Here is a 22,102-nt window from a genome sequence, read left to right as displayed (position 1 = left end):
CTATCCTCCTAAGCTTTTGAGTCAAACACTGATCGCTTCGTTGCGGGATCATCTTTGGCTTTCTTCGTGCCATATGTAAGAGACTCCACTGACGGCTCAATCATATCCATTTGTAGTTGTACAAATTGAAGTGACTGCTTCAGTAACTGTCGATTCAAATCTTCTTGTTGTTTAATGTCAACGACGTATGCAAGTAAGGCCGTTGCTTTTTCTTCTAGCGCTTCTCTATCTGATGCCTCCGGTAATGAATCAATAATCGCTGTCACCGGAGCGTTTTCCGGTAAGTTTAAAGCGGCCGCAAGGTCGCTTGCTTCTTTTAGGCGTTCTTTTTCTATTTGTTCTAAAGCTTGTACATGCTTTTGTTCAATTTTTAATAACTGATTAAAATCATTGATATTATTTTCTTTTAAACGGGTTGTTTTCTCTTCTGCTACTGACAACAAACTTTCATGCAAGTCAATTAACGTCGTCATCGTTTTCAGTAATGGTTGTAACATTCTTTCGCCTCCTCAGTCGGCTATTCTTTCATTATACCAACTAATTCCGTTACCTTATCTTGCTTATACCTGACTGATACACACAAAAAAGCTAAGGCACCTTAAGTACCTTTAGCCCTTTGTTCACTTAAAGAATTGCGTCATCTTTTGTGCCACATCATGTGGACGCACGTGATACGTACCCGTTTCTACTTGATGTTTAATCTGGTTCACCTTTTCTAGACGCTCAGGTTGAACACCGCTTGATGCTTGCATCTCTTTCGCTTTTGGTGAGATTTCTACTTTATCGCGTTGTTTCTGTTGGTCTTGTTTTATTTCAGTCTGTTTTTGTTGCTGGGCCTTATACGGATTATTATTCACCAACCGCTGTAAATTGATTTTCATCTGATGGTCCTCCTTCGTTCATGATTTATCTGTCTCTCATCGTTGTTTCATTTTTCATCATTCATACGAGTCAATGGTATGCCTTATGAGCTATTACCCAAACGTGTTACTATCTCGACATCATTTGTTTTTTTATCGACACCATTTGGTAAATGTTTAGAACTTACGGTCTTTTTTTCCTTTATCGACCGCAACATACGTTTGATTTGCTTTTTCTTTTTCACGCATTTCATGCATTTTTTTCACTTGTTCCACATCGTGTTGATGTTTTAAATCGCCCGATAACTCATTCGAACATGCTTGACATAACTTGCCTTCAGAGATTTCTTTTCCGCATCGTTCACAGCCATAACTTAGATTCGGAAATTGCGTCGTGCGGAGACGCTTTTCTTTCACAAATTTAATGATCAGTTCTTCTTTCACACCGGTTGCTTCAACAATCTCTGGGATGGTTGCTTGCCGGTTCGCTCGCTTTTTCATAAAGTTATAAACAATCTCAAATTGCTTTTCTTCTTCTTTATAACAGTCTTGACATATATCACGCGTTGTTTGTACAAATAAATTGCCACAACGACTACAGTTCGCTAAATCTGCCATAGTGTCACCTCATCGATCCTATTTTCATCTAAATATGATTACTATTTTACACTCCAAGCGTTAAGCACTTCAAATGAAGTGTGTCTCTTGATGGATTCTAGTACGTCCATCCTTTATGTTTATTTTAACCTACTTATTATATCGGCAACATACTTGCATTATTAAATAAGACTATCGAGCCAAAGTGAAACTATATATCTCTGTTATTCCAGCGTGATGTAGGACATTAGCGGCATGATGAATGGTCGTACCAGTCGTATACACATCATCAATTAAGACAATTGGGCCTTTAGGTAACACCTGTCCTTCCTTTAAAAAAAATGGATTCACCGTATCTAATCGCTCTTTTCTTGATTTATGCGCTTGTTTATCGGTATGGTGTTTATGTAACAATGGCAACATAGGACGGTTGATCATTGACGCAATGAGCGTCGCTTGATTAAACAACCGCTCCTCCATACGCTCGGTTGATAACGGAATTGGCACTAACGTCACTTTCTTAAGTTGACAATACTGTTGTAAGAAACCTTGATGTATCTCTTGTTTCAGTGGGGTTAGCGCATGATAGTGATAGCGGTATTTACATAAGGCCAGGAGTTGTTTACAGGCGTCGTTATAGTGATACAATGACCGGTTATAGGACAAGATTTTCGTAACACGCTCTTGACAATCACCGCATCGCTCACGCGTTGGCATACCCCGTCCACAATCAGGACAAATCGTCCCAGTGATTATCTCGAGCTTCGGTTGACAGTCGGCGCAATAAGCTAAGCTGTTCTTTTGTCCAATCGATTGCCAGCTGACTAGTGTGTCTAGCTCCGTTAAACAGTTCAAACATTTCATAACTTCTCACCTAAGGCATTCATCTGTTTAATCGCTTTAATCGCCTTCCGTATCGCTTTGGTGTAGGTCTCAAAGTAAAAGTGCACCGATCCGGTGGGATCATTCTTACTCCTTCCCGCACGACCAGCAATCTGAACAAGAGCTGCTTCATCAAACACATCGTGATCAGCCTGAAGGACAAACACATCAACAGAAGGAAAAGTCACCCCACGTTCTAGAATGGTCGTGGTCACAAGTACATCAATGGTTGTTAATCTAAACTGATCAATATGTTGTTTTCTTTCGTCACTTGAGGCATGAACCGCTTCGATGGTTAGATTTTTGAACGTGGTTTGTAGATAAGGTAAGAGCGTGTTTGCTTGTTTAATGGTGGCGACAAAGAGGAGTAATTGACGGTTATTTTCGCGTTGATGGATGATGGCTTCTTTGATGTTTCTCGGGAGCGGAGTATTTTTAAAGCGCGTAAAATAAGCTTCAGGTACAGGTAGTGGATGACCATGATAACGAACGGGGACAAAACACGTCGGATACCGTTTTTTAACGAGTGCTTGCCGCGGGGTAGCAGAAAGATAAATAAAGGTCCCAGTACCTTTTAAGGCACGCTTCGATTGTTTAATCAAACTTTGATCATGATGATAAGGAAAGGCATCCACTTCATCAATGATTAAAACATCAAACGCTGCTTTATACCGAATCAGTTGATGGGTCGTACAAAGTGTAAGCCATGCCTGTTTACTATTGTCGTCACTACCACCGTATTGACAAACTATTTGGACGCTTGTAAAGACAGCTTGAAACCTTGGCAACAGCTCTTTAATGACATCTTGCCTCGGGGTCGCCACCGCCACTCGCTTTCCACTCTTTAACGCATCATTGATCCCATGAAACAACATTTCTGTTTTTCCCGCCCCACAAACCGCATGAATCAGTAAGTGACGCTCGCCTGTCTTAATCGCTTTCGCTAACCGGTCACTTGCTTGTTGTTGATGGGGGGTTAAAGTAGAGGTGAATTGAAACCCGGTCTCAAGAGACTTGATTTTTCTAGCGGGTACACGGAGGTGATAAAGCGTTTGACAGGTGGTAATCCGACCGTATGTCAGACAATTTAAGCAATACCAGTCGGTCTTATGGCATTTTCCGCAAGGAAAAAATAGGAACAACGTGCTGTCCTCATTTAAACAACGCTCGCATCGCTTAAAAACATACTTTTGTGTAATAGCTGGAAATGTGTCAACGTTGACTGCCACGTTCCACTGATCACCTTTTACTTTTAGTGACGATAATCGGTCTTTCGTGACTAATAGCCCGTCAAGCAGTAAATAAGTGTCATCTTGCGTCACTTCTTCATGAACAACTGGCTCTTTATTAAGCAAAATGTCTGAACTTTGATGAGACGGTCGATTATTTCTTCTATCGTTTTCTCTTATTGATGTGAGGACGGGTTGGTGATGTTTGAATAACTGAATCATCTGTTGAGATCGTGACTTCATCGATGCATGTCCTCTCATGATGTTACGATCTATTTGTTGATTGAGTGTACGGATTGATTGGTCGAGCTTCTTTAACATATGACGTCTCTCCCTCTATACTTAAAGATAGCTCTATTGTAACGCAAACACCCATGGGCTCGGGAGCTCATGGGTGTTTGTGATTTTTACATCTGCCTAGGTCTTTACGGTCTGTTTTTTATGTTTACCGTCAGAAAAAACTAAAACGCCTTGCCTTCTGAGAGTGAAATATTTTTTGTCTTTATCGTTACTGGACGAGCCGATTAAAAAGTCTTAGAGTTTATACCAACCAAGACCAATCGACCCCTCACCTAAGTGCGTACCAATCACCGGTCCGAAGTAGCTTAATGTTAACTCAACATTGTGGTAGCGTTCTTTTAGTTCACGCATCAATTGTTCGGCCGTTTCAGGGCAATTCGCATGAATGACGGTCGCGCGAATGGGGACGCCAGTACGTGCATCTTCATCAATTAATTCAATCAAGCGTTTAAAGGCTTTCTTTTGGGTGCGAATCTTTTCAAAGGGAACAATTTTCGTCTCAGAGAAATGCAGGATCGGTTTTACTTGCAAGACACTACCGACAAGTGCCTGGGCACCATTTAAGCGACCACCACGGTGTAGGTGATTTAAATCATCCACAACAAAGTAAGCACGTAAGGATTGTTTCACGGTTTGTAGTCGGTCTAAAATTTCTTCTGGTGAGGCGTCTTTTTGAGCGAGTTTGGCAGCTTCTAACACATAAAAGCCTTGGGCCATACAACTTACTTCTGAATCAAATACATATGTATCTAGTCCCTCTACCATACTACCCGCTGTTTGCATCGATTGATACGTCCCGCTAATGCCACTTGATAAGTGGATCGAGACAACCGCGTCATAATCATTTTTTAGTTGTTCAAGTAAATCAACCATCAGTCCAATCGCTGGCTGAGATGTCTTTGGTAAAACTTTTTCTTCTCTTACTAATTCGTAGAATTCTGATGCGGTTAGATCGACTTCTTCTTGGTAAGACGACCCGTCAACTGTGACGGTTAAAGGAATCATATAAATATCGTATTCTTCTCGTATTTCCTTCGGTATATAGGCGGTACTATCTGTCATTATTGCGACTGTCATATTATCGAACCTCTCTATCACTAGCTTAGTTGTTTTTATTATTTCTTTTTAGCTATTACTTTTTTATTATAGTCGTTTTTGATACTGTCTTAATCCTATTATGATTGATTTATCTTTTTATCTGTCATTACCTTCTGTGCTCTCGTTGCTTTCATTTATCTATAAGACGAACAAAGACAAGCACGACACAATGTGACGACGAACATCAACACAAGATAAAAAGAAACTCCATTCTATTCTAACGTTTTTCATAAAAAATAGAAAGCCCTAATACTTAGTTAAATGAGGTATGAGCCTATTCTACAAGAAAACAACCACTAAGTATCGAGTCGTTAGCTCTCTATCCTTAGTGGTTGTTGGTGATTTGACGTTAATTATAAAACTTCTACCCAGCCATTTTTAATGGCGGTGACTACCGCTTGGGTCCGGTCATTCACATTCATTTTTTGTAAGATATTGCTGACGTGATTCTTCACTGTTTTTTCACTGATGAAGAGCGCTTCAGAGATCCCACGGTTACTCTTACCGTCCGCTAAAAGTTGTAACACTTCACACTCACGACGTGTAAGTAGGTGAAGTGGTTTACGGTATTCAACTTGTTGGAAGCCTTTATGTTCTTCTTCACTCATTCGTTTAAATTCTTTGACTAAGTTGTGGGTCACTTTCGGGTGCAAGTAAGCCCCACCGTCTGAGACAATCTTAATCGCTTGAACGAGTGATTCAGAATCCATATCTTTTAGTAAGTACCTTGGGCACCTGATTTTAAGGCGTGAGTGACATAATTTTCATCATCATGAATAGACAGAATGATGACTTTTAATTGTGGGTATTTTTCTACGAGTTGTTTCGTTGCTTCAACACCATTCACATGTTCCATATTGATATCCATTAAGACAACATCTGGTTGATATGTATCGACCAAACTCATAGCATTTTCTCCGTCACTACCTTCTGCGACAACTTCAAAATCATTTTCAAAATCTAAAATACGGCGTATACCTTCTCTAAATAAGACGTGATCATCAATTAATACGATTTTTGTACTCATAGTTTTGTCCTCCTAATATTCTCTGTGCATAATTCATAGGTTTAGGTTTGTTTGACGTGGTCGTACTATTCTAACACAAGTTGCGACTAACGTACTTGTTTTATTGACAGAACGGTGATGAAAACCACATATCACTGTATATGTCGAATAAATAGTTAAAAAAGTTTCATTCATTTCTACTAAACAACACTTATTATACTAAAAAACTTGGAAAATACCTATACCTTTAGTTGGTTTTAATCAAATTTTAATGAAAATGACTCAGTTTGTTAAAGGAATATTAATAAAAACATGTGTCCCTTTTCCTGGTTTCGACGTAAGTTCGAGTGTGCCTTCCAGCATATCGACCCGCTCACGCATCCCAATCAGTCCGAAGGACTGACTCTTTGTTTCACCTAAGGTAAAGCCTTTACCATCATCTTTGACCGATACATTCACCCGGTTATTTGTCACAATGAGTTTTACATCAATCTCTGAAGCTTCCGCATGTTTAATCGCATTTTGAACGGCTTCTTGTGTCAACCGGAAGATCGCCACTTCATATTTTTCTTCTAAGCGCTCTTGATTGGATTGTTCCTGGAAGTGGATCTCTATATCGTGATACTCACCGATTGTTTGAAGATACTTTCTAATCGTTGGCACCAGTCCTAAGTCGTCAAGAGCCATTGGGCGGAGATCGTAAATAATCCGGCGGACCTCATATAACGATTGGCGCACCATTTTTCGCATCGATTTAATTTCAACGAGCGCTTCTTCTGGACTACGTTCTCGGTACGTCCGGTCGACTATGTCCGCCCGAATTAAGACATTTGCGAGCATTTGTGCCGGGCCATCATGAATCTCGCGAGAGATGCGTCGACGTTCTTCTTCTTGGGCTTCAATGATTTTTAGTCCAAACATTTGTTTTTCTTTCGCATCTTTAATGAGCGAGGTGATCTCTTTAAAGTCATCGGTTAAATAATTCAAGACAATCGATACTTTTCCTACAAGCGATTCCGCTCGTTCAATCGTCTCGTCGATCGTTCGTAACCTACGCTCGATATCATCACGTTCTTTTCTAAGCGTCTGTTCACGTTCTTGTTTCATCCGGTATTCAACTTGTAAGTTATGGGCTGTTTCATACACTTCTTGAATTTCTTGTTCAGAATACATACTAAAGTTTTCGCTTACTTTAGCCAAGCGTTGTCTTGCGACACGTTCTTTACGTTCTAATAAGTCACTTTCCTTAATGATATTCTCAATCTCTTCACGTAATTGCGCGATTTTTTCTGTTAAAGTTTCATACTCTAGACGTGCTTGTTCAGTAATATTATATATTTCATCTTTACTATTATGGACAGCTTCAACCATTTCATCAATAATATCGTCTAATCCTTTTAAATCTGCGCGCGCATGTTTTTTATGTGAGGCATGTTTATTGTGATTTTTTTTCATTATATAAACTCCCTAATGTATTATCCATGATTAGGTTTGTGTGATAATCACACATCTTTTAATCCTGTCTCTTCTCTTGACATGACACCTTTACTATCATTGTATCATGCAGAACGCTATTCGCCTATTAGAATGGTAAACAGCATCTAAACTTAAGAGACTTTCTACCAATAATGATTGCCTTTTTTGACGCGTTCTAAACTTGTATAATAGAAGTAGTTCTTTAAAGGAGGGATCAAGAGGTGACACATGACAAACTGATGCGTGTCGTTGACTGGGTCAGTAAACTCGCCTTTTTAAATATCTTGTGGCTATTGTTCACCGCACTCGGACTATTCGTCTTTGGCTTTTTTCCTGCCACGGTCGCGATGTTTGCGACAATTAGGTCATTTATAAGAGAAGATATTTCGCTACCGTTATTTCAAACATTTTGGTTACACTTTAAAGCCAACGTCGTTAGAAGTCTCGGTTACGGTTTACTTACAACAGTAATCATCGTCATTGGTGTAGTGGATATCGTATATATTCAGGAAATTGAGGCACTTGATTCGACTCTTATCCATATTCCCATCTATTTATTTTTAATCTTTTCTAGTTTAACCTTACTCTATCTTTTCCCAGTCTATGTTCATTTTGACTGGCCATTCTTTCAGACGATCAAACAAGCGTTTCTTATTATGTTGATTCACCCGATCCAAACGTTACTGATGGTGATTTCTATTGCGATGAGCCTTTATTTAATGACGTTTGTGCCTGGTCTTCTATTCTTCTTTGGTGGTTCATTTATTGCTTTACTGGTCTCGTCCATTACCCAACATATTTTTGATACCATCCATCAACAAGCAACAAACCACCCTGCTTCTGAATCTTGAAGCAAGGTGGTTTTTGTCTTCCTCTATTCTTTTCTTTCTTCATTCTGCTAATTCTCTACAAAGAATAGATAAAGTTTAGGTTAGGTTTCTTCCTTAATCGTTTTATTCACGTGCTTATTTTATGGTTTTTAGATAAAGAAAACTCTCGATCATAAGACCGAGAGCTGATTAAGGTGTGTATGAATCATGGTTCATTCGTTTTAATTGAGGATTCAGTCACTTCTTTTATTGATTGAACTGTCGCGATTAGCCTTTCACTGAACCAGCCGCAATCCCTTCCACAATTCTGTTACTTAAGAAGAAGAAGGCGATTAAGATTGGAATAATACTGATCATCAGTGTGGCGCCAATCGCACCCCAATCGGTTAAGTACTGTCCGATAAAGTTTTGAATTCCAACCGTTAATGTTTTGTATTTATCTGATGAGATGAACGTATTCACAAAGACGAATTCATTCCAGTTATAAATCATGTTGATAATGATCGTCGTTGACATCACCGGTTTAGTCATCGGTAAGATAATTTGGAAAAACATCCGGTGAATCGAACAACCATCCATAACCGCTGCTTCTTCAATCTCACGTGGTAACGTACGATAAAAGCCCATCAGAATCATAATCGTTAACGGCATATTATAAGCGGTGTACGCTAAGATAATCGATAACGGGTTATCAATTAAATTGAGTTCACGATAAAACTGAAACAGTGGCACGAGTGTTGAGTGAATCGGAATCATATATCCTACCATAAAGAGTAATAGAACCGGTCCACTTAACTTCCACTTCATCCGGGTAATCGCAAAGGTCACAAAACTTGCGAGAATAACCGTAAGAATCACGGATGTTGCGGTGATGAAGACACTGTTAAAGAAGTATTGACTGATATTACCGTCAAACCATACCCGCGCATAGTTTTCAAATAACCAATCTTCCGGTAAAGCAAAGGGTGAACGCCCGAAAATCTCTGAGTTTCCTTTCAATGAGAAGAAGAAGAGCCAGACGAGCGGATAAATTTGAAACACAGCATCAAGCCGAGGACCGCATACAGTAGCTCATGCCTAATTTTCTTGATGACGATTTGTTAGTGTCTGCCATATGTCTTAACTCCCTTCTTAATATTGAATATTGTCATTTTTTGATGCCGTTAATTTTTGAATCACAAAGGTTGTCGCTAGTGCGAGAATCAGTAAAGCAAAACCAATCGCACTGCCATAACCAAAGTTTTTAATACCAAAGGCTTGTTTGTACATATAGGAAGCAATTACTTCACTGGCACCGTTTGGTCCACCGCCGGTCATCACGTAAATTAAATCGAAGTATTTCAGTGATCCAACAATCGCTAACACGATCGTTGTTTTAATCACACCTGAAATAAGTGGGACTTTAATTTTATAAGCAATCTGAAGTGGCGTGGCCCCGTCAATTTCAGCCGCTTCAATAAGTGAGGCTGGAATCCCTTTTAAGGCCGCACTATAAATGATGATATAAAAGCCGGCATATTGCCACACAATCGCAATAAAGATCGCGATTAATACCGTCCCGCGTTCTGCGAGCCAAGCTGGAGGCGACTCGACACCAAGAGTCGTTAGTAAACTGTTTAACATCCCGTTATTCGGGTCATAAATTTTAATCCACAACTGCGCAATCGCAACCGATGATAATAACATCGGAATGAGGTAAATCTTTCTTAAAGTTTCTCGCCCTTTAATCTTCGCTGATAAGACTAAGGATACCGCAAGGTAGACAATGAGTGCCGCGGTTGAGAAGAAGGCAAGGAAAAATGAATTACGGGCACTATACCAAAACGTATCATCTGATAACAGTTCGATATAGTTATCAAGACCAATAAAGGTCATCGGTCCAACCCCGTTCCAATCCATTAAACCGTAATAGCCGGTTAGAAAGATAGGAATGTAGACAAGCCCTGCGAGTAGAATGAGTGATGGTAACACATATAAGGCAATGACTTTCTTATTGGACATCACTTTATCCATAGTAACAACTCCCTTCGTTTGTATCGGTTCTATTGATGTAAGTTGACGTTAGCAAATGAATGGATCGCTCATACGTCTAGAGTGTTTTTGTTTATCCTGATAATGTTTTATGTTTCATTTTTATTCTCTATTAATAACATCTTTTTAGTCGGATATAACGATTATCCGTCATTGGTGAATCACACAAGGGGCCGTATTTGCCCCTCGTGTCGTTCACTTAAACTTACGTTAATTATTGACTCTCTTATATCGCGCTTCATGATGTTTAACCTTTGAAGTGAGCGCTCATTTAATGACTTGTTATTCCGCCCGAAGGGCTTCTTCATGATTTTCGGCAAACTCTTCAGGTGTGACTTCACCCATGAAGAGCGCTTGGATCATGTTTAAGTGCACATCTGCCGCTGCAGCTGACATTTGCACATCAGCATACAAGGTTAAGTTAGACGCTTCGTTTAAGTCGTTTAAAATATCAATGTACATTTGTGGTAAGTCAAGTTCTGCCGTGTCAACCGCTGTTGCTGGAATCACGCCTGCGTTTTGAACGGACATTTCGCCCCAACGTTCAACGAAGTATTCAACAAATGCTTTCGCTTCGTCTTTCACATCTGAGTTTTCAGCTACGAATAGACCAACACCAGGACCACCGACGTAGCTATTAATATCACCTGCTCCACCTTCAACTGTTGGGAACTTGAAGTAGCCAATTGAATCTCTGAATGCTTGTGGGTTATCTTCATTTGTTGTCCATTCTGGTAAGTCCCACGTCGCCATTAAGTACATCGCGGCTTGTTCGTTAATGAAGTAACCCTTCGCTTCATCGTTACCTAAACCGTTCGTACCATTGATGAAGGCATCCATATCGACAAGGTTTTGAATTTCTTCAGCGGCTTGTACTAATGCCTCATCTGTAAAGCTAATGTCACCATTGATCGCATCAGTAATGACCGTTGGTCCACCAATACGGTCAGCTAGATACATGTACCACATAGAACCAGTCCAAGCATCACGGTTACCGAGTGTAATTGGGGTCACACCAGCGTCAGACAATGTAGAAATAGCTGTTTTCATTTCTTCTAACGTTGTTGGTACGTCGACACCGTGTTCTTCAAAGATCGCTTTGTTGTAATAAACAGGTGTAATGTTTAACTCAAGTGGTAAACCATATGTTGCGCCGTCTACCGCATAAGCTTCTGTCGTACCAGGAACAAAGGAATCTGAGATGATGTCTGTCAAATCAGCAAACATGTTGCCGCTTACATAAGGGTCTAAGAAACCGCCACCCCAAGTCATACCGACATCAGGTAAGTCATTACTTGAACCTAATACGCTTAACTTTTCTTTGTACTGTTCGTTACCTAAGATTTCCATCTCAACGGTCACGCCGGCGTTTTCTGCTTCAAACTCATCGACAATTGTTTGAACGATCATGTTGTGTTGTTTCGAGCTACCTTCTGGCCAGAGGTGCATAAAGTCAATCACAACCTCATCTCCACTAGACGCATCATTACTATCTGTCGCACCGCCATCTGATGCTTCATCGTCACCACCACACGCAACTAGTGCCAATACAGTGAATAAGAGTGCCACGAGCATTAAGAATTTTTTCTTCAACATCATTTTTTTACCCCCTAAGGAATTTGGTTTGTCTTACAGTTACTAATTTATCATGGGGTGTATCAATCCGTAAGGGAGTAAGTTATAGCGAAAAGTCCACTATTTTTAGAAAGCGTTTACATACTCTTCCGGTAAGCACCAGGTGTCGTCTCTTCAAATTCTCGGAACACTTTATTAAAGTATTTCGGTGTTTGATAGCCGACCGCTTCAGCGATTTCAGTCACGTTCATATCGGTCGTCAGAAGCAAGCGTTTGGCTTGTTGGACTCACGCGGGTTAAATACTCAACGAAAGATATTTTTAGTTCATCTTTAAATAGTGTACTTAAATAGCTTGGATTAAGATGCACAACACTGGCGACGACTTTTAATGTGAGTGCTTCACTGAAGTGCGTATCAATATAGTCCATCGCTTCTTTGATTGAACGACTAAACCGGTGTTTCTCCTCATTTAATCTGACAATCGATTCATCGACATAACTTTCAATCAGCGTTTGTTTCGCTTGTTTTTCTTGATCAATTAAGGCTTGGTCCACTGTTTGAATCAGTTCTTCTTTACTAACCGGTTTTACAATGTAGTTCACGACATTTAGTCTTAAAGCTTCTTTGGCGTAATTAAAGTCAGAGTAGGCACTGACGATAATGACCGCCGGTTCTTGTTGTTGCTGTTTTAGGGCTTGGATGAGTTCTAAACCGTTCATCTCGCGCATTTCAATATCAGTAATAAGTAAGTGGACCGGGTGACTCAGTATATAGCCTCTGCTTCTTTTGCTGTTTCAAAACAGACAAGCGTATGTGCCCCTTCAAAGTGACGTGTCAACGTCCGTTTAATCCCTTCCCGTGCCCGCGGCTCATCGTCAACAATAACCAAAGTTTTTTCTTCCATCTGTTTACTCCCCTTTATCACGATTATGTTTGATTGGTAAGGTAAACGTGATCGTCGTCCCTTTACCTTTAGTTGAGTGAATCGTTAAACTCCGAGCGGCTTCTTTGTTGTAATAAAGTTCTAACCGGTGTTTAATATTAGCTAACGCCATCCCGGCACCTTCTGTGTTTAAAGTAAAGCCATGTTTAAGGGATGCTTGTACTTCACGTAGTCGTACATCGGTCATCCCGAGTCCATTATCTTTCACCGCAATGACTAAATCATCGTTGATTTTAGTCATCGAGAGTGTCACGATTCCATCGGTTGCTTTTTCATTTAAACCATGCATGACCGCATTTTCAATAAACGGTTGAATCAATAACTTTGGTATATCTAGTGATAATAACGCCTCATCAATCTCCGTCTTAAAACGGAACCGGTCACCAAAGCGCATCTTCATCACCGTCATATAGTCAGTGAGGTGATTGACCTCCTGTTTAATACTGACCCATTCATCACCGTCTTTTTTAGCAATCGTATAGCGGAACAGATTCGACATACTCATCACCATATCCGCCAGTTCTTCCTCTCCTTTTTCATCAAGTGACCAATATAAGGCGTTTAAGGTATTGAATAAGAAGTGTGGTTGAATTTGAGCTTGTAGCGCTTTTAATTCGGTCTGACTTTTAACGAGTTCTTTTTCATAGACCATCTTAATTAAATAATTCGTTTCTTCTACAAGTTGGTTATAGGTGCTATTTAATTGATTGATTTCAATCGATGACACACTGCTTGGTGATTGCGACAACAAACCGACATGGGTTTTCTTCATCGCTTGAGTCAAGGTCATGATTGGTTTTGTGATATAGGTTGAAAGGCCAAATGAAAAGATAAAGAACACCATAACCCCGACCGTACCGCTCATTAGAATGATTGACAGTAGAAAAGACGTATCTTCGGTCAAGCGTTCAATCGGTGTTAACATCGTGACACTAAAGCCTGTCTCACCTGAGGTTTCCGTTTGAACGACATAATCATCTTGAAACGCCGCCTCGCCTTCTGTTTTAAGCAACTCATCTAATCCCTCTCGGTTAGACGTGCCTATAACTAAGTTATTCGGGGCTCTAACGACTGTGTAATGATTGTCCGCGGTGATGAGTGGTCTAAAATATGTGCGCATCATCCGGATGAGCATATAGCCTCCATTTTCAAATTGCCCATCAAGTAAACTGATTCGGCGCATAAATAAATAATAATTACTGTCCGTTGGGTCCTCACCGATAAACACAAGCTCCCCCTTAAGGTCATCGACCTCTCGTATCACGTCAATCGACACTTGTTCATCCAAATGTGGCCCATCAAGTGGAATAAGATTGACATAGTCTGGTGTGTAAATGTCCACCCGGTAAAAACCGTCGGCGTTTGCTTGAATCCGGCTCACCACACTAGACAGTCGTTGACGCTCTGTGAACGCTGGAAATCGTCCAGCCTTTTGGTCAAATAACACATCTTGAACAAAGTCATTGGTTAAGATTTGTTTACTGACTAAATTGATTTGTTCTATCAGACCGTCATATCGGGCCATTGTTTCTTTAGCCGTTTGGTCGATTTGCCTTTCAGCATTATCGGTTAAGGTATCGCTTACTTGTTTAAAAATGATGCCACCGACGATCAATAAGACAATCATCATTGCCAGCAAAAAGACCGCTAATAATTGATTGCGTAACGTGTTCCACTGTCTAAACCGTGACATTGTATCCCCCCTGTCTAATCTTTTCGATAAACCGCTTACATATAAAGACTTCTCTATCTTATCAGCGCATGCGTTGTTTGTCTATCCATTAAACTAACTCCCAAGGTTTACCTACTCGCCCTGTCTTTGTATAATAAAAGAACGAGGTGACAGCATGTTAAAAAAATATTATACCATTCAACCCTTTGGACAAACCGAGATTGAGATTCAAAAATCACGCTTTATCGCACACGCCAAGCGCTGCGAAACAGAAGCAGCAGCGAAAGACTTTATCGCCGAGATAAAAAAAGACCACCCACAAGCGAACCATAACTGTTCCGCTTACATGATCGGAGAACATGATCAGATTCAAAAAGCGATGGATGACGGAGAACCGTCAGGAACCGCCGGGGTGCCGATATTAGAAGTGATTAAAAAACGTGAACTTAAAGACACGTGTATTGTGGTGACGCGTTATTTTGGCGGGATCAAACTCGGCGCAGGTGGCCTGATCCGGGCTTACTCAACGAGTGCCAAAGAAGCGATTGACGCAGCCGGTGTCGTCTGTCGTAAACAAGTACAAAAATTAGATGTGACCATTGATTATCCGTTACTTGGTAAGTTAGAAAACGACGTAAGACAAACATCTTATATCTTAGAGTCGATTGATTATTTAGAACATGTAACCGTCCACTTAGCGGTTGAAACAGATGACGTTGAGACGTGTAAACAGTGGCTTGTTAACTTAACGAGTGACCAAGCCGAAATCATTGAAACAACAAAAGCCTATATTGACGTCCCTGTCTAGGGACCTCTATAGGCTTTTGTTGTTAGCGTCTTTTTCTTAAAAACGCGAACGTGGCGATAGTGATTACTGCCAATAAGCTGCCCAGACTATCTAAAAACACATCGCCAATATACGGCGTTCTGTTCGGGGTTAAGCTTTGGTGCCATTCATCAAACCCGGCATAGATAACCGACAACAAATAACTAAAAAGATAGATTAAGTGACGGTCCAGGTTTGTTGTCTTCTTAAACGCATAAATGAAAAGCAGTGTGAGCGTAAAGAAAACAAACACATGCGCCCCCTTACGGATGAAAAATTCAACAAAACTTTCAATCCCAAGGCTCGCGACACTTATCACGGAGTTGTGATAGGTAAAGGTGATGTTGTCAACAAACGGTTCAATCACTGCTAAGTCAAACCGTTCACTTAGCGCGGGTTTTAGATCTTGGCGTTCATACGGTGTGGCAGAAAATGAAAAAATGATGCCCATCCATATCACGGGCATGGACCAGATGAATAATTGCTTCATACGAATCTTACTATATTGAGTTGGCAAGCAGCCACCTACTTTCTTTGGATAATTTTAAGTACTTATAGTGCAGTGAGGGTGAGATATTTGCTATACTGGTAATATGACTTTTATTGGCGCATCATAATTTTATGCGCTACTACATATGTCGTTAGTTTAACATAACTGACTCACCTAAGGTGAGCGAAATAAAGGAGATGACAGAGAATGAGAAAATTAGCATGGCTCGTGTTAGTCACCGGGCTCATCTTATTCGGTGTTGGGGCGTTTCAATACGTGTCAACGATTCAAAAGGAACGACAAGCAACCAGTGAAGCGCATGAATTATTGGCTAAATCACGCGAAACACCGGTTGAAGACCGAGAAGTCTTACGCCAAACATTTAACCCAGAAACGGGTGAAACGGTTGGTTTACTTGGCATTGATAAAATAGGGGCATCGATTCCGATTGTGGAAGGCACTGACCCAGAAGAATTAGAAAAAGGCGTTGGTCACTACGCGTCAACGAAATATCCAGGCGACAATAGTCAGATTCTTTTTTCAGGGCACCGGGATACGGTCTTTACCCGTCTTGGTGAAGTGGAAGTCGGTGACATTATTTCCGTTGAGTTGCCTTACGGCACTTTTGAATATGAAATGGTCTCAAGTAAAATTGTTGATGCTGATGACCGAACGATTATAAATCCTCAACTGACCGAGGAAGAACTCGTGATTTCAACGTGTTATCCTTTTGGCTATGTTGGAAATGCACCTGACCGCTACATCATTTACGCCAAACCCGTTGAACAACAAGAGGAGTGAAAGCGATGAGAAAATTAGTTGTTATACTATGTATCAGTTTATTTAGTTTAATCGCGTGTTCAGAAGAGACGATTGAACCAAAAGATCCAAAAGATGACTTAAACGCATATGTTGAGGCGTGGGAAAGGTTAGATTTTAACGCGATGCAGTCACTTGTCTTAGCCAGTGACGATGCCAGCACCTTGACTGAACAATACGAAACAGCTTACGACGCACTCGGAACAACAGACGTTGCCGTCAGCATCACCGATGAACCACAGCTTGACCGCGATCCTGATCGTGATGAGTATGTCGTTGATACGAATGACTACACCTATACGTTAACCATAACCCAAAACACCCTTGTTGGTGACTATTCATTTGATACCGCTATCACATTAACCCCTGTTATTGAGACGATTGATGACACTGAACAAGTCACGCATTATCAGATCATTTGGGATAAAGGTTTAATTATTCCTCCACTTAAAGACGGTGGTGAGATTAAACAAATCGTCACCGAACCGATCCGCGGGAACATCTTTGACCGAAACGGTGAAGCATTAGCCGTAAACGGTGAAATGCGCGAAATTGGGGTTGATACCGGACGATTTGTCGACCGGGCGACAGAAATTGAGTTTATTAGTAAGGCGCTTGATATGACCGTTGACCAAATTGAACATACTTTATCACAGTCATGGGTTCAAGATGGCCTATTTATTCCACTGAAGCGCGTATCCGTGACAGAAGAAGAAAAACTAGCCCAACTCAATGAAATCCCGAGTGTATTATCAACGGCTAGTTATGGCCGAGTCTATCCTGAGGGTGAGACCATGAGTCATCTCGTTGGTTATGTTGGGACGGTCACCGCGGAAGACTTAGAAAATGATGAAGACGGGATTTATTCCGACGGTGATATGATAGGTAAACGCGGCATTGAATATATCTTTGAAGAACAACTCCGTGGCGAGGACGGGATTCGTCTCGTCGTTGATAATAACGGCAATCGCACTGGTATTGTTGAACAAGATCCTGTGGACGGTGAAGATATTCATTTAACGATTGACCGTAAAGTCCAATCCACTCTATTTAATCAATTTGTTGAGGGTGATGCAGGTCATGCGACGATAATCGACCCAAAAACGAGCGAAACATTAGCACTCGTCTCATATCCGTCATTTGACCCTACCTTATTTACTGAAGGGATGTCACAGGAAGTGTATGATGGGCTAAATAATGACCCACTGACACCACTCTTAAACAGATTTCAAAGTACGTACAGTCCCGGCTCTGTTTTTAAACCGGTCACAGCAATGATTGGTTTACACACCGGTAGCTTTACACCGACCGATACGTTAGACATTGATGGCTATACGTATAACCAACCGTCTTTCGGTAACTATGAAGTGAGACGCGTTTCACTAAGTGATGGACCGGTCGATTTACATGATGCGCTCGTCAGAAGTGATAATATTTATTTTGCCAGACAAGCGCTAAATATTGGTGCTGAGAACTTTTTAACAACAAGTCAGCTCTTCGGTTTTAACAATGATGCGTATACCTTTAGCTATCCGATTAGACAGAGTCAAGTTGCGAATGATGAGACTCTTTCAAATGATGTCTTACTGGCCGATACTGGTTACGGGCAAGGACAAGTGTTAGTGAGTAGTCATCATTTAGCGATGATGTATACGCCCCTGTTTCACAATGGGAATATGATGACACCTATCTTACTAAAAGGCGAAACTTCAGAGATTTTAACTGAACACGTCATCTCTGAAGCTGATGTGACTGCTTTAAGACAGGCATTATATGATGTGGTGCAAAACGGAACGGCAACGATTGCTAAGTCTGATACTGTCACTTTAAGTGGAAAGACAGGGACAGCTGAATTAAAACAATCGGCGTCCGATGAAAACAAACAAGAAAACGGATGGTTTGTCGGTTATGACGACGAGTCGCGTTATTTGATCACGATGATGATCGAAAGCGTTGAATCAAAAGGTGGTAGCCGCTATCCAGCCGAAAAAGTTAGACAAGCATTTGAAGCACTCGTCAATTAATAACAGAAAGCCTACCGGTTACTGGTAGCTTTCCCTCTTCATACATAGGTCATGAAATAACGCCTAGATACATTTATGAGTCAACAAGAGAAAAATAAGGAGGTGACAGAGATGCAACTATTAAAAACATTCTTTGGTCGACGAATTTTAAAAACAAGTGTAGCTGTTTTTATTACGGCCTTTATCTGTCAGTGGCTCAATATTCCGGCAGTCTTTGCGGTTATGACCGCGATTGTCACGATTGAACCGACGGTTCAAGACTCCATCCAAAAAGGCTTGGTTCGGTTTCCAGCTTCAGCCATTGGCTCTTTTTATGCGGCTAGCTTTTTTTATTTGTTTCATATTTCACCGCTGGCGTATGCCTTAGCAACACTATTTACGATTGTGACTTGTTATAAATTAAAATTATTTGATGGCTTACTTGTCGCCACCTTAACGTCTGTTGCGATGGTATATGTGATTGAAGGAAGCCCTGTTGATGCTTTTTTTGTTCGGTTACTCACCACAACGATTGGATTATCTGTCTCGACGCTCGTCAATTTTATCGTATTACCGCCTAATTACTTAAAACAAATCAATACAACGATGGATGATGTCTTAAAACTCGCGAGCGTTGACCTTGGTGTCTTTGCCAATAGTCTTCGCCATCATGAGCTAGACGATATCCAAGCCCAGTCAAAAAAAGTGTTCGATACCTTTCAAGAACGCTTGCTGAAAGTTGAATCACTTATACTTGACCAACAAAAAGAATCTCGCTATCATACACAGCTATATAAAAAGAAAGCCAACATTGATATTGAATTAAAACAACTACATATGGTCAAACGCATGCATTATCATATCGGGAATTTAACCATGCCCTTACACACTGAAGTCGAATGGGATGAACCGACACATCAAACGGTGACACAGATTGTTGATGAACTCAGTGCCGTATTACATGACCCTGATCACTTTGACCTTAATCAATTAGAACAACATTTAAAAACATTGAATCACACCTTCAGTCAAAGCGCTAAACGTGAAGTCACGCTTGTCGATTACTTACATGCTGAAACGGTCGTTTTATATGAGTTGATTCAGTTAACGGAACTCATGGTTTATTATTTCACTTTAGAAGAGTCAGAAGATGCCCTTAGCACATAGATTATGCTTATGCTGTTACTTATTGGCTTTATATTAAAATAAGCTAAAAAGGCAACCAAGAACAGTGAGAGATCTTGGTTGCCTTTTTTGTTGATATTGATTTGTTAGATACATGCTTGATCGAACTGAGGTCGTTCGTTTAAATATTTTCGTTAATCTCTGCTTCTTCCATTAATGACGTCACTTTTGCTTGGAAGGCTTGTTGGACTTTTGTTTGTTCAAGCTGGGCGACGATTTGTTCTTTCACGTCTTCTAGCGGTGGGACATCATCTGATTGTTCTTTTACTAAGTTGTAATACTCTTCAACTTCTTCATCTGTCACTGATTCAACTTCAATGGCGTCCTCAAGATATTGTTGTTGTAATAGTTGCGTTTGTAGTGACACTTTAAAACTTTCTTCTGTATAGGCTAATTGGTTTAACGCTTGTTGATAGGCTTCTTCTGTCTCAAATTGACTTTTTGTCTCTTCAAGTGCAGCAGCTACATCATCATCCGTAATGGTAATCCCTTGTTCTTTGGCATCTTGTTTGACAAGCGTGTTACTTTGCAAGGTTTGAAGGGTTTGTTCTTTTAACATATCTTTGTCAGAGGCATCTTGGTTATTTTGTAGTAAGTAACGTTTTGTATCAACGTACGCTGTATTATACGCGTCACCTAAAACTTCTTCACCATTCACTTCTAACACGACTTGATCATCGGCAACTGTTTCATCATCCGATACATCAAGGTCTAGCGCCGGTGTTTCTTCTGATGAATCATTTGACGTGTCCTCATTGTCAGTCGCTTCTTGATTCGGTTCTTCCTCTGGTGTCTCCTCTTCTGCGCTTTCATTGCCGCATGCCACGAGCACGGTTGTAGTAAGTAATAATCCTAAAAATAGTTGTAATGTCTTTTTCATCTGTTAAACCCATCCTTTTATAATGAATTGTGAGCACGACTCACGCTTTCTATGTGACCCATTACAACATAGTCTGAACACTCATTCAACCGTGTTCATGATAAATACACACTTTTTACATCGCCTTGTTACTTCATTGTCATTTCGCTAGTTCGTTTCACTGGCTAATACGTTCACTTTTATACTACTCTCGAGGTTATATAAAAACACCCTTTGAAGTCATCGCTCCAAAAGGTGTCCATAGCGTATATTTTATATATTTTGTTCAATCTCTGCCTGTTCATTGAGTTCTTCAATTTGAGCGAGAAACGCTTGTTGCATTTTACTTTGTTCAATTTGGGTGACAATTTGATCTCGCACTTCTTCAAGCGGAGGGGTGTCATCTAATTGTTCTTCTAGTAGACCATAAAATTCTGTAATCTCTTCTTCTGTGACAGCTTCTGTTTCAATAACCTGATCCATATACATTTGTTGAAGCAGTTGTTCTTCAAGTGACTGTTTAAAGCTTTCTTCTGTATACGCTAGTTGTGTTAACGCCGTTTCATATTCTTCATCTGATTCAAATTGTGCTTTTGTTTCATCTAATGCATCGGTTACATCTTGGTCTGTGACTTCAATGCCTCTTTCTTCGGCATCTTGTCTCAGCAACGTGTAGCTTTTAAGCGTTGTTAAGGTTTGTTCTTTAATCAGTTCTATATCACTGACATCTTGATTGTTTTGCATCATGTAGCGCTTCGTATTGAAATATGTGTCGTTATATGTCTCACCATTGACTTCTTCACCATTAATAACAAGAACGACAGTTGAAGCGTCTACTGTCTCCTCATCAGACACATTAACATCAAGTGGTTCGCGCTCTGTATCTTCTGTTGTATCGTCTGTTTCTTCAATAGGCGCATCTGATTCATCAGGTGCTGTATTTTCTTCTCCGTCTTCACTACACGCGACGAGGAGTAAACTAAATACCAGTAATCCTAAAAGTACACGTAACTGTTTCTTTAACATCTATTAACCATTCCTTTAAATAAATTTATGATGACTTTTCCACACATCACTTTGTCTATTAGAACACGTTTTCATCTGCTTTAGCAAGCGATTTACATAAGAAAAAGAACAAAAAAGAAAACGCACCGTTGTGTCAGTCCGTTTTCTAATAGATTTGAGTAGATTAGGCATGCATCGCTTTTAAAACCGTAATGTCTTGCCAATTTTGCGCAGAGATTAATTCAAGTGTGGTAAATTTATCGTTTTAGGGCGAGAAGACACCTTCCTCAAGTGCGTTAGCACTAGGTGGGGGATGAATCGCTTGTTTTGAATATTTTTGAAGTGACAAACATATATTCTGCATGGTATAATTAAAGCAATAACAGTGACCGACACAAAACAAAGAGAGGGTGAA

General features: G+C 40.3%; 21 protein-coding genes and 2 pseudogenes. 5 read left to right on the top strand and 18 right to left on the bottom strand.

Going from position 1 to position 22,102, the window contains the following annotated elements; translation table 11 throughout:
• Positions 1 to 8 precede the first annotated feature (8 nt).
• The 8 genes and pseudogenes from JCM19043_RS09360 to JCM19043_RS09325 form a co-directional block, all read right to left on the bottom strand.
• Complete coding sequence (locus JCM19043_RS09360; RefSeq protein WP_062321986.1) at positions 9 to 497, bottom strand: flagellar protein FlgN; 489 nt, start codon at positions 495 to 497, stop codon at positions 9 to 11.
• A 123-nt stretch (positions 498 to 620) separates the two neighbouring features.
• Positions 621 to 881 carry a flagellar biosynthesis anti-sigma factor FlgM gene (gene flgM, locus JCM19043_RS09355; RefSeq protein ID WP_062321984.1) on the bottom strand — a complete coding sequence of 87 codons (261 nt, stop codon included), beginning with the start codon at positions 879 to 881 and terminating at the stop codon, positions 621 to 623.
• Between the two features lie 156 nt (positions 882 to 1,037).
• Positions 1,038 to 1,478, bottom strand: coding sequence for a TIGR03826 family flagellar region protein (locus JCM19043_RS09350; protein WP_062321982.1), 441 nt, complete (start codon positions 1,476 to 1,478; stop codon positions 1,038 to 1,040).
• Positions 1,479 to 1,649: 171 nt separating this feature from the next.
• Positions 1,650 to 2,321: a ComF family protein gene (locus tag JCM19043_RS09345; protein ID WP_062321980.1), complete on the bottom strand. Its 672-nt coding sequence runs from the start codon at positions 2,319 to 2,321 to the stop codon at positions 1,650 to 1,652.
• Entirely contained in the window at positions 2,318 to 3,889 is a 1,572-nt protein-coding gene (locus JCM19043_RS09340; protein WP_062321978.1) for a DEAD/DEAH box helicase, read from the bottom strand. Before JCM19043_RS09340 ends, JCM19043_RS09345 begins: the two co-directional genes overlap by 4 nt.
• Before the next feature lie 213 nt (positions 3,890 to 4,102).
• Entirely contained in the window at positions 4,103 to 4,945 is an 843-nt protein-coding gene (locus JCM19043_RS09335) for a DegV family protein (RefSeq protein ID WP_062321976.1), read from the bottom strand.
• A gap of 374 nt (positions 4,946 to 5,319) precedes the next feature.
• Positions 5,320 to 5,993: pseudogene (locus JCM19043_RS17625) on the bottom strand (response regulator).
• A 261-nt stretch (positions 5,994 to 6,254) separates the two neighbouring features.
• Positions 6,255 to 7,427 (bottom strand): sensor histidine kinase, encoded by a 1,173-nt coding sequence (locus JCM19043_RS09325; protein ID WP_062321974.1) that lies wholly within the window; start codon positions 7,425 to 7,427, stop codon positions 6,255 to 6,257.
• A 242-nt stretch (positions 7,428 to 7,669) separates the two neighbouring features.
• Between JCM19043_RS09325 and JCM19043_RS09320 the strand changes: the two genes are divergently transcribed.
• Positions 7,670 to 8,299 carry a YesL family protein gene (locus JCM19043_RS09320; RefSeq protein ID WP_062321973.1) on the top strand — a complete coding sequence of 210 codons (630 nt, stop codon included), beginning with the start codon at positions 7,670 to 7,672 and terminating at the stop codon, positions 8,297 to 8,299.
• 246 nt (positions 8,300 to 8,545) lie between these two features.
• Here JCM19043_RS09320 and JCM19043_RS09315 read toward each other — a convergent pair.
• From JCM19043_RS09315 to JCM19043_RS09295, 7 genes and pseudogenes are all read right to left on the bottom strand, one after another.
• A pseudogene (locus tag JCM19043_RS09315) lies at positions 8,546 to 9,375 on the bottom strand (carbohydrate ABC transporter permease).
• Between the two features lie 34 nt (positions 9,376 to 9,409).
• Entirely contained in the window at positions 9,410 to 10,291 is an 882-nt protein-coding gene (locus JCM19043_RS09310) for a carbohydrate ABC transporter permease (protein ID WP_062321971.1), read from the bottom strand.
• A 300-nt stretch (positions 10,292 to 10,591) separates the two neighbouring features.
• Positions 10,592 to 11,908 (bottom strand): extracellular solute-binding protein, encoded by a 1,317-nt coding sequence (locus tag JCM19043_RS09305; RefSeq protein WP_062321969.1) that lies wholly within the window; start codon positions 11,906 to 11,908, stop codon positions 10,592 to 10,594.
• Positions 11,909 to 12,021: 113 nt separating this feature from the next.
• Positions 12,022 to 12,135 carry an AraC family transcriptional regulator gene (locus JCM19043_RS17620; protein ID WP_231631482.1) on the bottom strand — a complete coding sequence of 38 codons (114 nt, stop codon included), beginning with the start codon at positions 12,133 to 12,135 and terminating at the stop codon, positions 12,022 to 12,024.
• On the bottom strand, positions 12,122 to 12,604 hold the full coding sequence (locus tag JCM19043_RS17615; protein WP_231631481.1) for a response regulator: 483 nt from the start codon (positions 12,602 to 12,604) through the stop codon (positions 12,122 to 12,124). The genes JCM19043_RS17620 and JCM19043_RS17615 overlap by 14 nt, the downstream gene beginning before the upstream one ends.
• A gap of 44 nt (positions 12,605 to 12,648) precedes the next feature.
• Positions 12,649 to 12,789 (bottom strand): hypothetical protein, encoded by a 141-nt coding sequence (locus tag JCM19043_RS17610; RefSeq protein ID WP_231631480.1) that lies wholly within the window; start codon positions 12,787 to 12,789, stop codon positions 12,649 to 12,651.
• 4 nt (positions 12,790 to 12,793) lie between these two features.
• A complete protein-coding gene (locus tag JCM19043_RS09295) occupies positions 12,794 to 14,521 on the bottom strand; it encodes a sensor histidine kinase (RefSeq protein WP_062321967.1) in 1,728 nt (575 codons plus the stop codon).
• Positions 14,522 to 14,675: 154 nt separating this feature from the next.
• Here JCM19043_RS09295 and JCM19043_RS09290 point away from each other — a divergent pair, with 154 nt between their 5' ends.
• Positions 14,676 to 15,308: a YigZ family protein gene (locus JCM19043_RS09290; protein ID WP_062321965.1), complete on the top strand. Its 633-nt coding sequence runs from the start codon at positions 14,676 to 14,678 to the stop codon at positions 15,306 to 15,308.
• Between the two features lie 22 nt (positions 15,309 to 15,330).
• On the opposite strand, the gene JCM19043_RS09285 is transcribed toward JCM19043_RS09290, so the two are convergent.
• Positions 15,331 to 15,843 carry a VanZ family protein gene (locus tag JCM19043_RS09285; protein ID WP_231631479.1) on the bottom strand — a complete coding sequence of 171 codons (513 nt, stop codon included), beginning with the start codon at positions 15,841 to 15,843 and terminating at the stop codon, positions 15,331 to 15,333.
• A 180-nt stretch (positions 15,844 to 16,023) separates the two neighbouring features.
• Here JCM19043_RS09285 and JCM19043_RS09280 point away from each other — a divergent pair, with 180 nt between their 5' ends.
• The 3 genes from JCM19043_RS09280 to JCM19043_RS09270 all read left to right on the top strand — a co-directional run bounded on the left by JCM19043_RS09280 (position 16,024) and on the right by JCM19043_RS09270 (position 19,805).
• Positions 16,024 to 16,617 (top strand): class D sortase, encoded by a 594-nt coding sequence (locus tag JCM19043_RS09280; protein ID WP_062321962.1) that lies wholly within the window; start codon positions 16,024 to 16,026, stop codon positions 16,615 to 16,617.
• 5 nt (positions 16,618 to 16,622) lie between these two features.
• Positions 16,623 to 18,659, top strand: coding sequence for a penicillin-binding transpeptidase domain-containing protein (locus JCM19043_RS09275; RefSeq protein WP_062321960.1), 2,037 nt, complete (start codon positions 16,623 to 16,625; stop codon positions 18,657 to 18,659).
• 111 nt (positions 18,660 to 18,770) lie between these two features.
• Complete coding sequence (locus JCM19043_RS09270; RefSeq protein ID WP_062321958.1) at positions 18,771 to 19,805, top strand: aromatic acid exporter family protein; 1,035 nt, start codon at positions 18,771 to 18,773, stop codon at positions 19,803 to 19,805.
• 139 nt (positions 19,806 to 19,944) lie between these two features.
• Here the strand turns inward: JCM19043_RS09270 and JCM19043_RS09265 are convergent, their stop codons facing one another.
• Together JCM19043_RS09265 and JCM19043_RS09260 are read right to left on the bottom strand one after the other, a co-directional pair.
• On the bottom strand, positions 19,945 to 20,703 hold the full coding sequence (locus JCM19043_RS09265) for a SurA N-terminal domain-containing protein (protein WP_062321956.1): 759 nt from the start codon (positions 20,701 to 20,703) through the stop codon (positions 19,945 to 19,947).
• A gap of 252 nt (positions 20,704 to 20,955) precedes the next feature.
• A complete protein-coding gene (locus tag JCM19043_RS09260) occupies positions 20,956 to 21,708 on the bottom strand; it encodes a SurA N-terminal domain-containing protein (RefSeq protein WP_062321954.1) in 753 nt (250 codons plus the stop codon).
• Between the last annotated feature and the right edge of the window lie 394 nt (positions 21,709 to 22,102).

The sequence above is a fragment of the Halolactibacillus sp. JCM 19043 genome (genome assembly GCF_001310395.1).
Classification (GTDB): Bacteria; Bacillota; Bacilli; order Bacillales; family Amphibacillaceae; genus Halolactibacillus; species Halolactibacillus miurensis.
This window is presented reverse-complemented; position numbering and strand designations above follow the sequence as displayed.

Bases quoted from the DNA above. Each gene is read 5' to 3' on its own strand.
- JCM19043_RS09275 (WP_062321960.1), top strand. From the start codon at position 16,623: ATGAGAAAATTAGTTGTTATACTATGTATCAGTTTATTTAGTTTAATC.
- JCM19043_RS09310 (WP_062321971.1), bottom strand. From the start codon at position 10,291: ATGGATAAAGTGATGTCCAATAAGAAAGTCATTGCCTTATATGTGTTA.
- JCM19043_RS17610 (WP_231631480.1), bottom strand. From the start codon at position 12,789: ATGGAAGAAAAAACTTTGGTTATTGTTGACGATGAGCCGCGGGCACGG.
- JCM19043_RS09325 (WP_062321974.1), bottom strand. From the start codon at position 7,427: ATGAAAAAAAATCACAATAAACATGCCTCACATAAAAAACATGCGCGC.
- JCM19043_RS09345 (WP_062321980.1), bottom strand. From the start codon at position 2,321: ATGAAATGTTTGAACTGTTTAACGGAGCTAGACACACTAGTCAGCTGG.
- JCM19043_RS09340 (WP_062321978.1), bottom strand. From the start codon at position 3,889: ATGTTAAAGAAGCTCGACCAATCAATCCGTACACTCAATCAACAAATA.
- JCM19043_RS09350 (WP_062321982.1), bottom strand. From the start codon at position 1,478: ATGGCAGATTTAGCGAACTGTAGTCGTTGTGGCAATTTATTTGTACAA.
- JCM19043_RS09295 (WP_062321967.1), bottom strand. From the start codon at position 14,521: ATGTCACGGTTTAGACAGTGGAACACGTTACGCAATCAATTATTAGCG.
- JCM19043_RS17620 (WP_231631482.1), bottom strand. From the start codon at position 12,135: ATGAACGTGACTGAAATCGCTGAAGCGGTCGGCTATCAAACACCGAAA.
- JCM19043_RS09360 (WP_062321986.1), bottom strand. From the start codon at position 497: ATGTTACAACCATTACTGAAAACGATGACGACGTTAATTGACTTGCAT.
- JCM19043_RS09290 (WP_062321965.1), top strand. From the start codon at position 14,676: ATGTTAAAAAAATATTATACCATTCAACCCTTTGGACAAACCGAGATT.
- JCM19043_RS09280 (WP_062321962.1), top strand. From the start codon at position 16,024: ATGAGAAAATTAGCATGGCTCGTGTTAGTCACCGGGCTCATCTTATTC.
- JCM19043_RS09260 (WP_062321954.1), bottom strand. From the start codon at position 21,708: ATGTTAAAGAAACAGTTACGTGTACTTTTAGGATTACTGGTATTTAGT.
- flgM (WP_062321984.1), bottom strand. From the start codon at position 881: ATGAAAATCAATTTACAGCGGTTGGTGAATAATAATCCGTATAAGGCC.
- JCM19043_RS17615 (WP_231631481.1), bottom strand. From the start codon at position 12,604: ATGAACGGTTTAGAACTCATCCAAGCCCTAAAACAGCAACAACAAGAA.
- JCM19043_RS09270 (WP_062321958.1), top strand. From the start codon at position 18,771: ATGCAACTATTAAAAACATTCTTTGGTCGACGAATTTTAAAAACAAGT.
- JCM19043_RS09265 (WP_062321956.1), bottom strand. From the start codon at position 20,703: ATGAAAAAGACATTACAACTATTTTTAGGATTATTACTTACTACAACC.
- JCM19043_RS09335 (WP_062321976.1), bottom strand. From the start codon at position 4,945: ATGACAGTCGCAATAATGACAGATAGTACCGCCTATATACCGAAGGAA.
- JCM19043_RS09305 (WP_062321969.1), bottom strand. From the start codon at position 11,908: ATGATGTTGAAGAAAAAATTCTTAATGCTCGTGGCACTCTTATTCACT.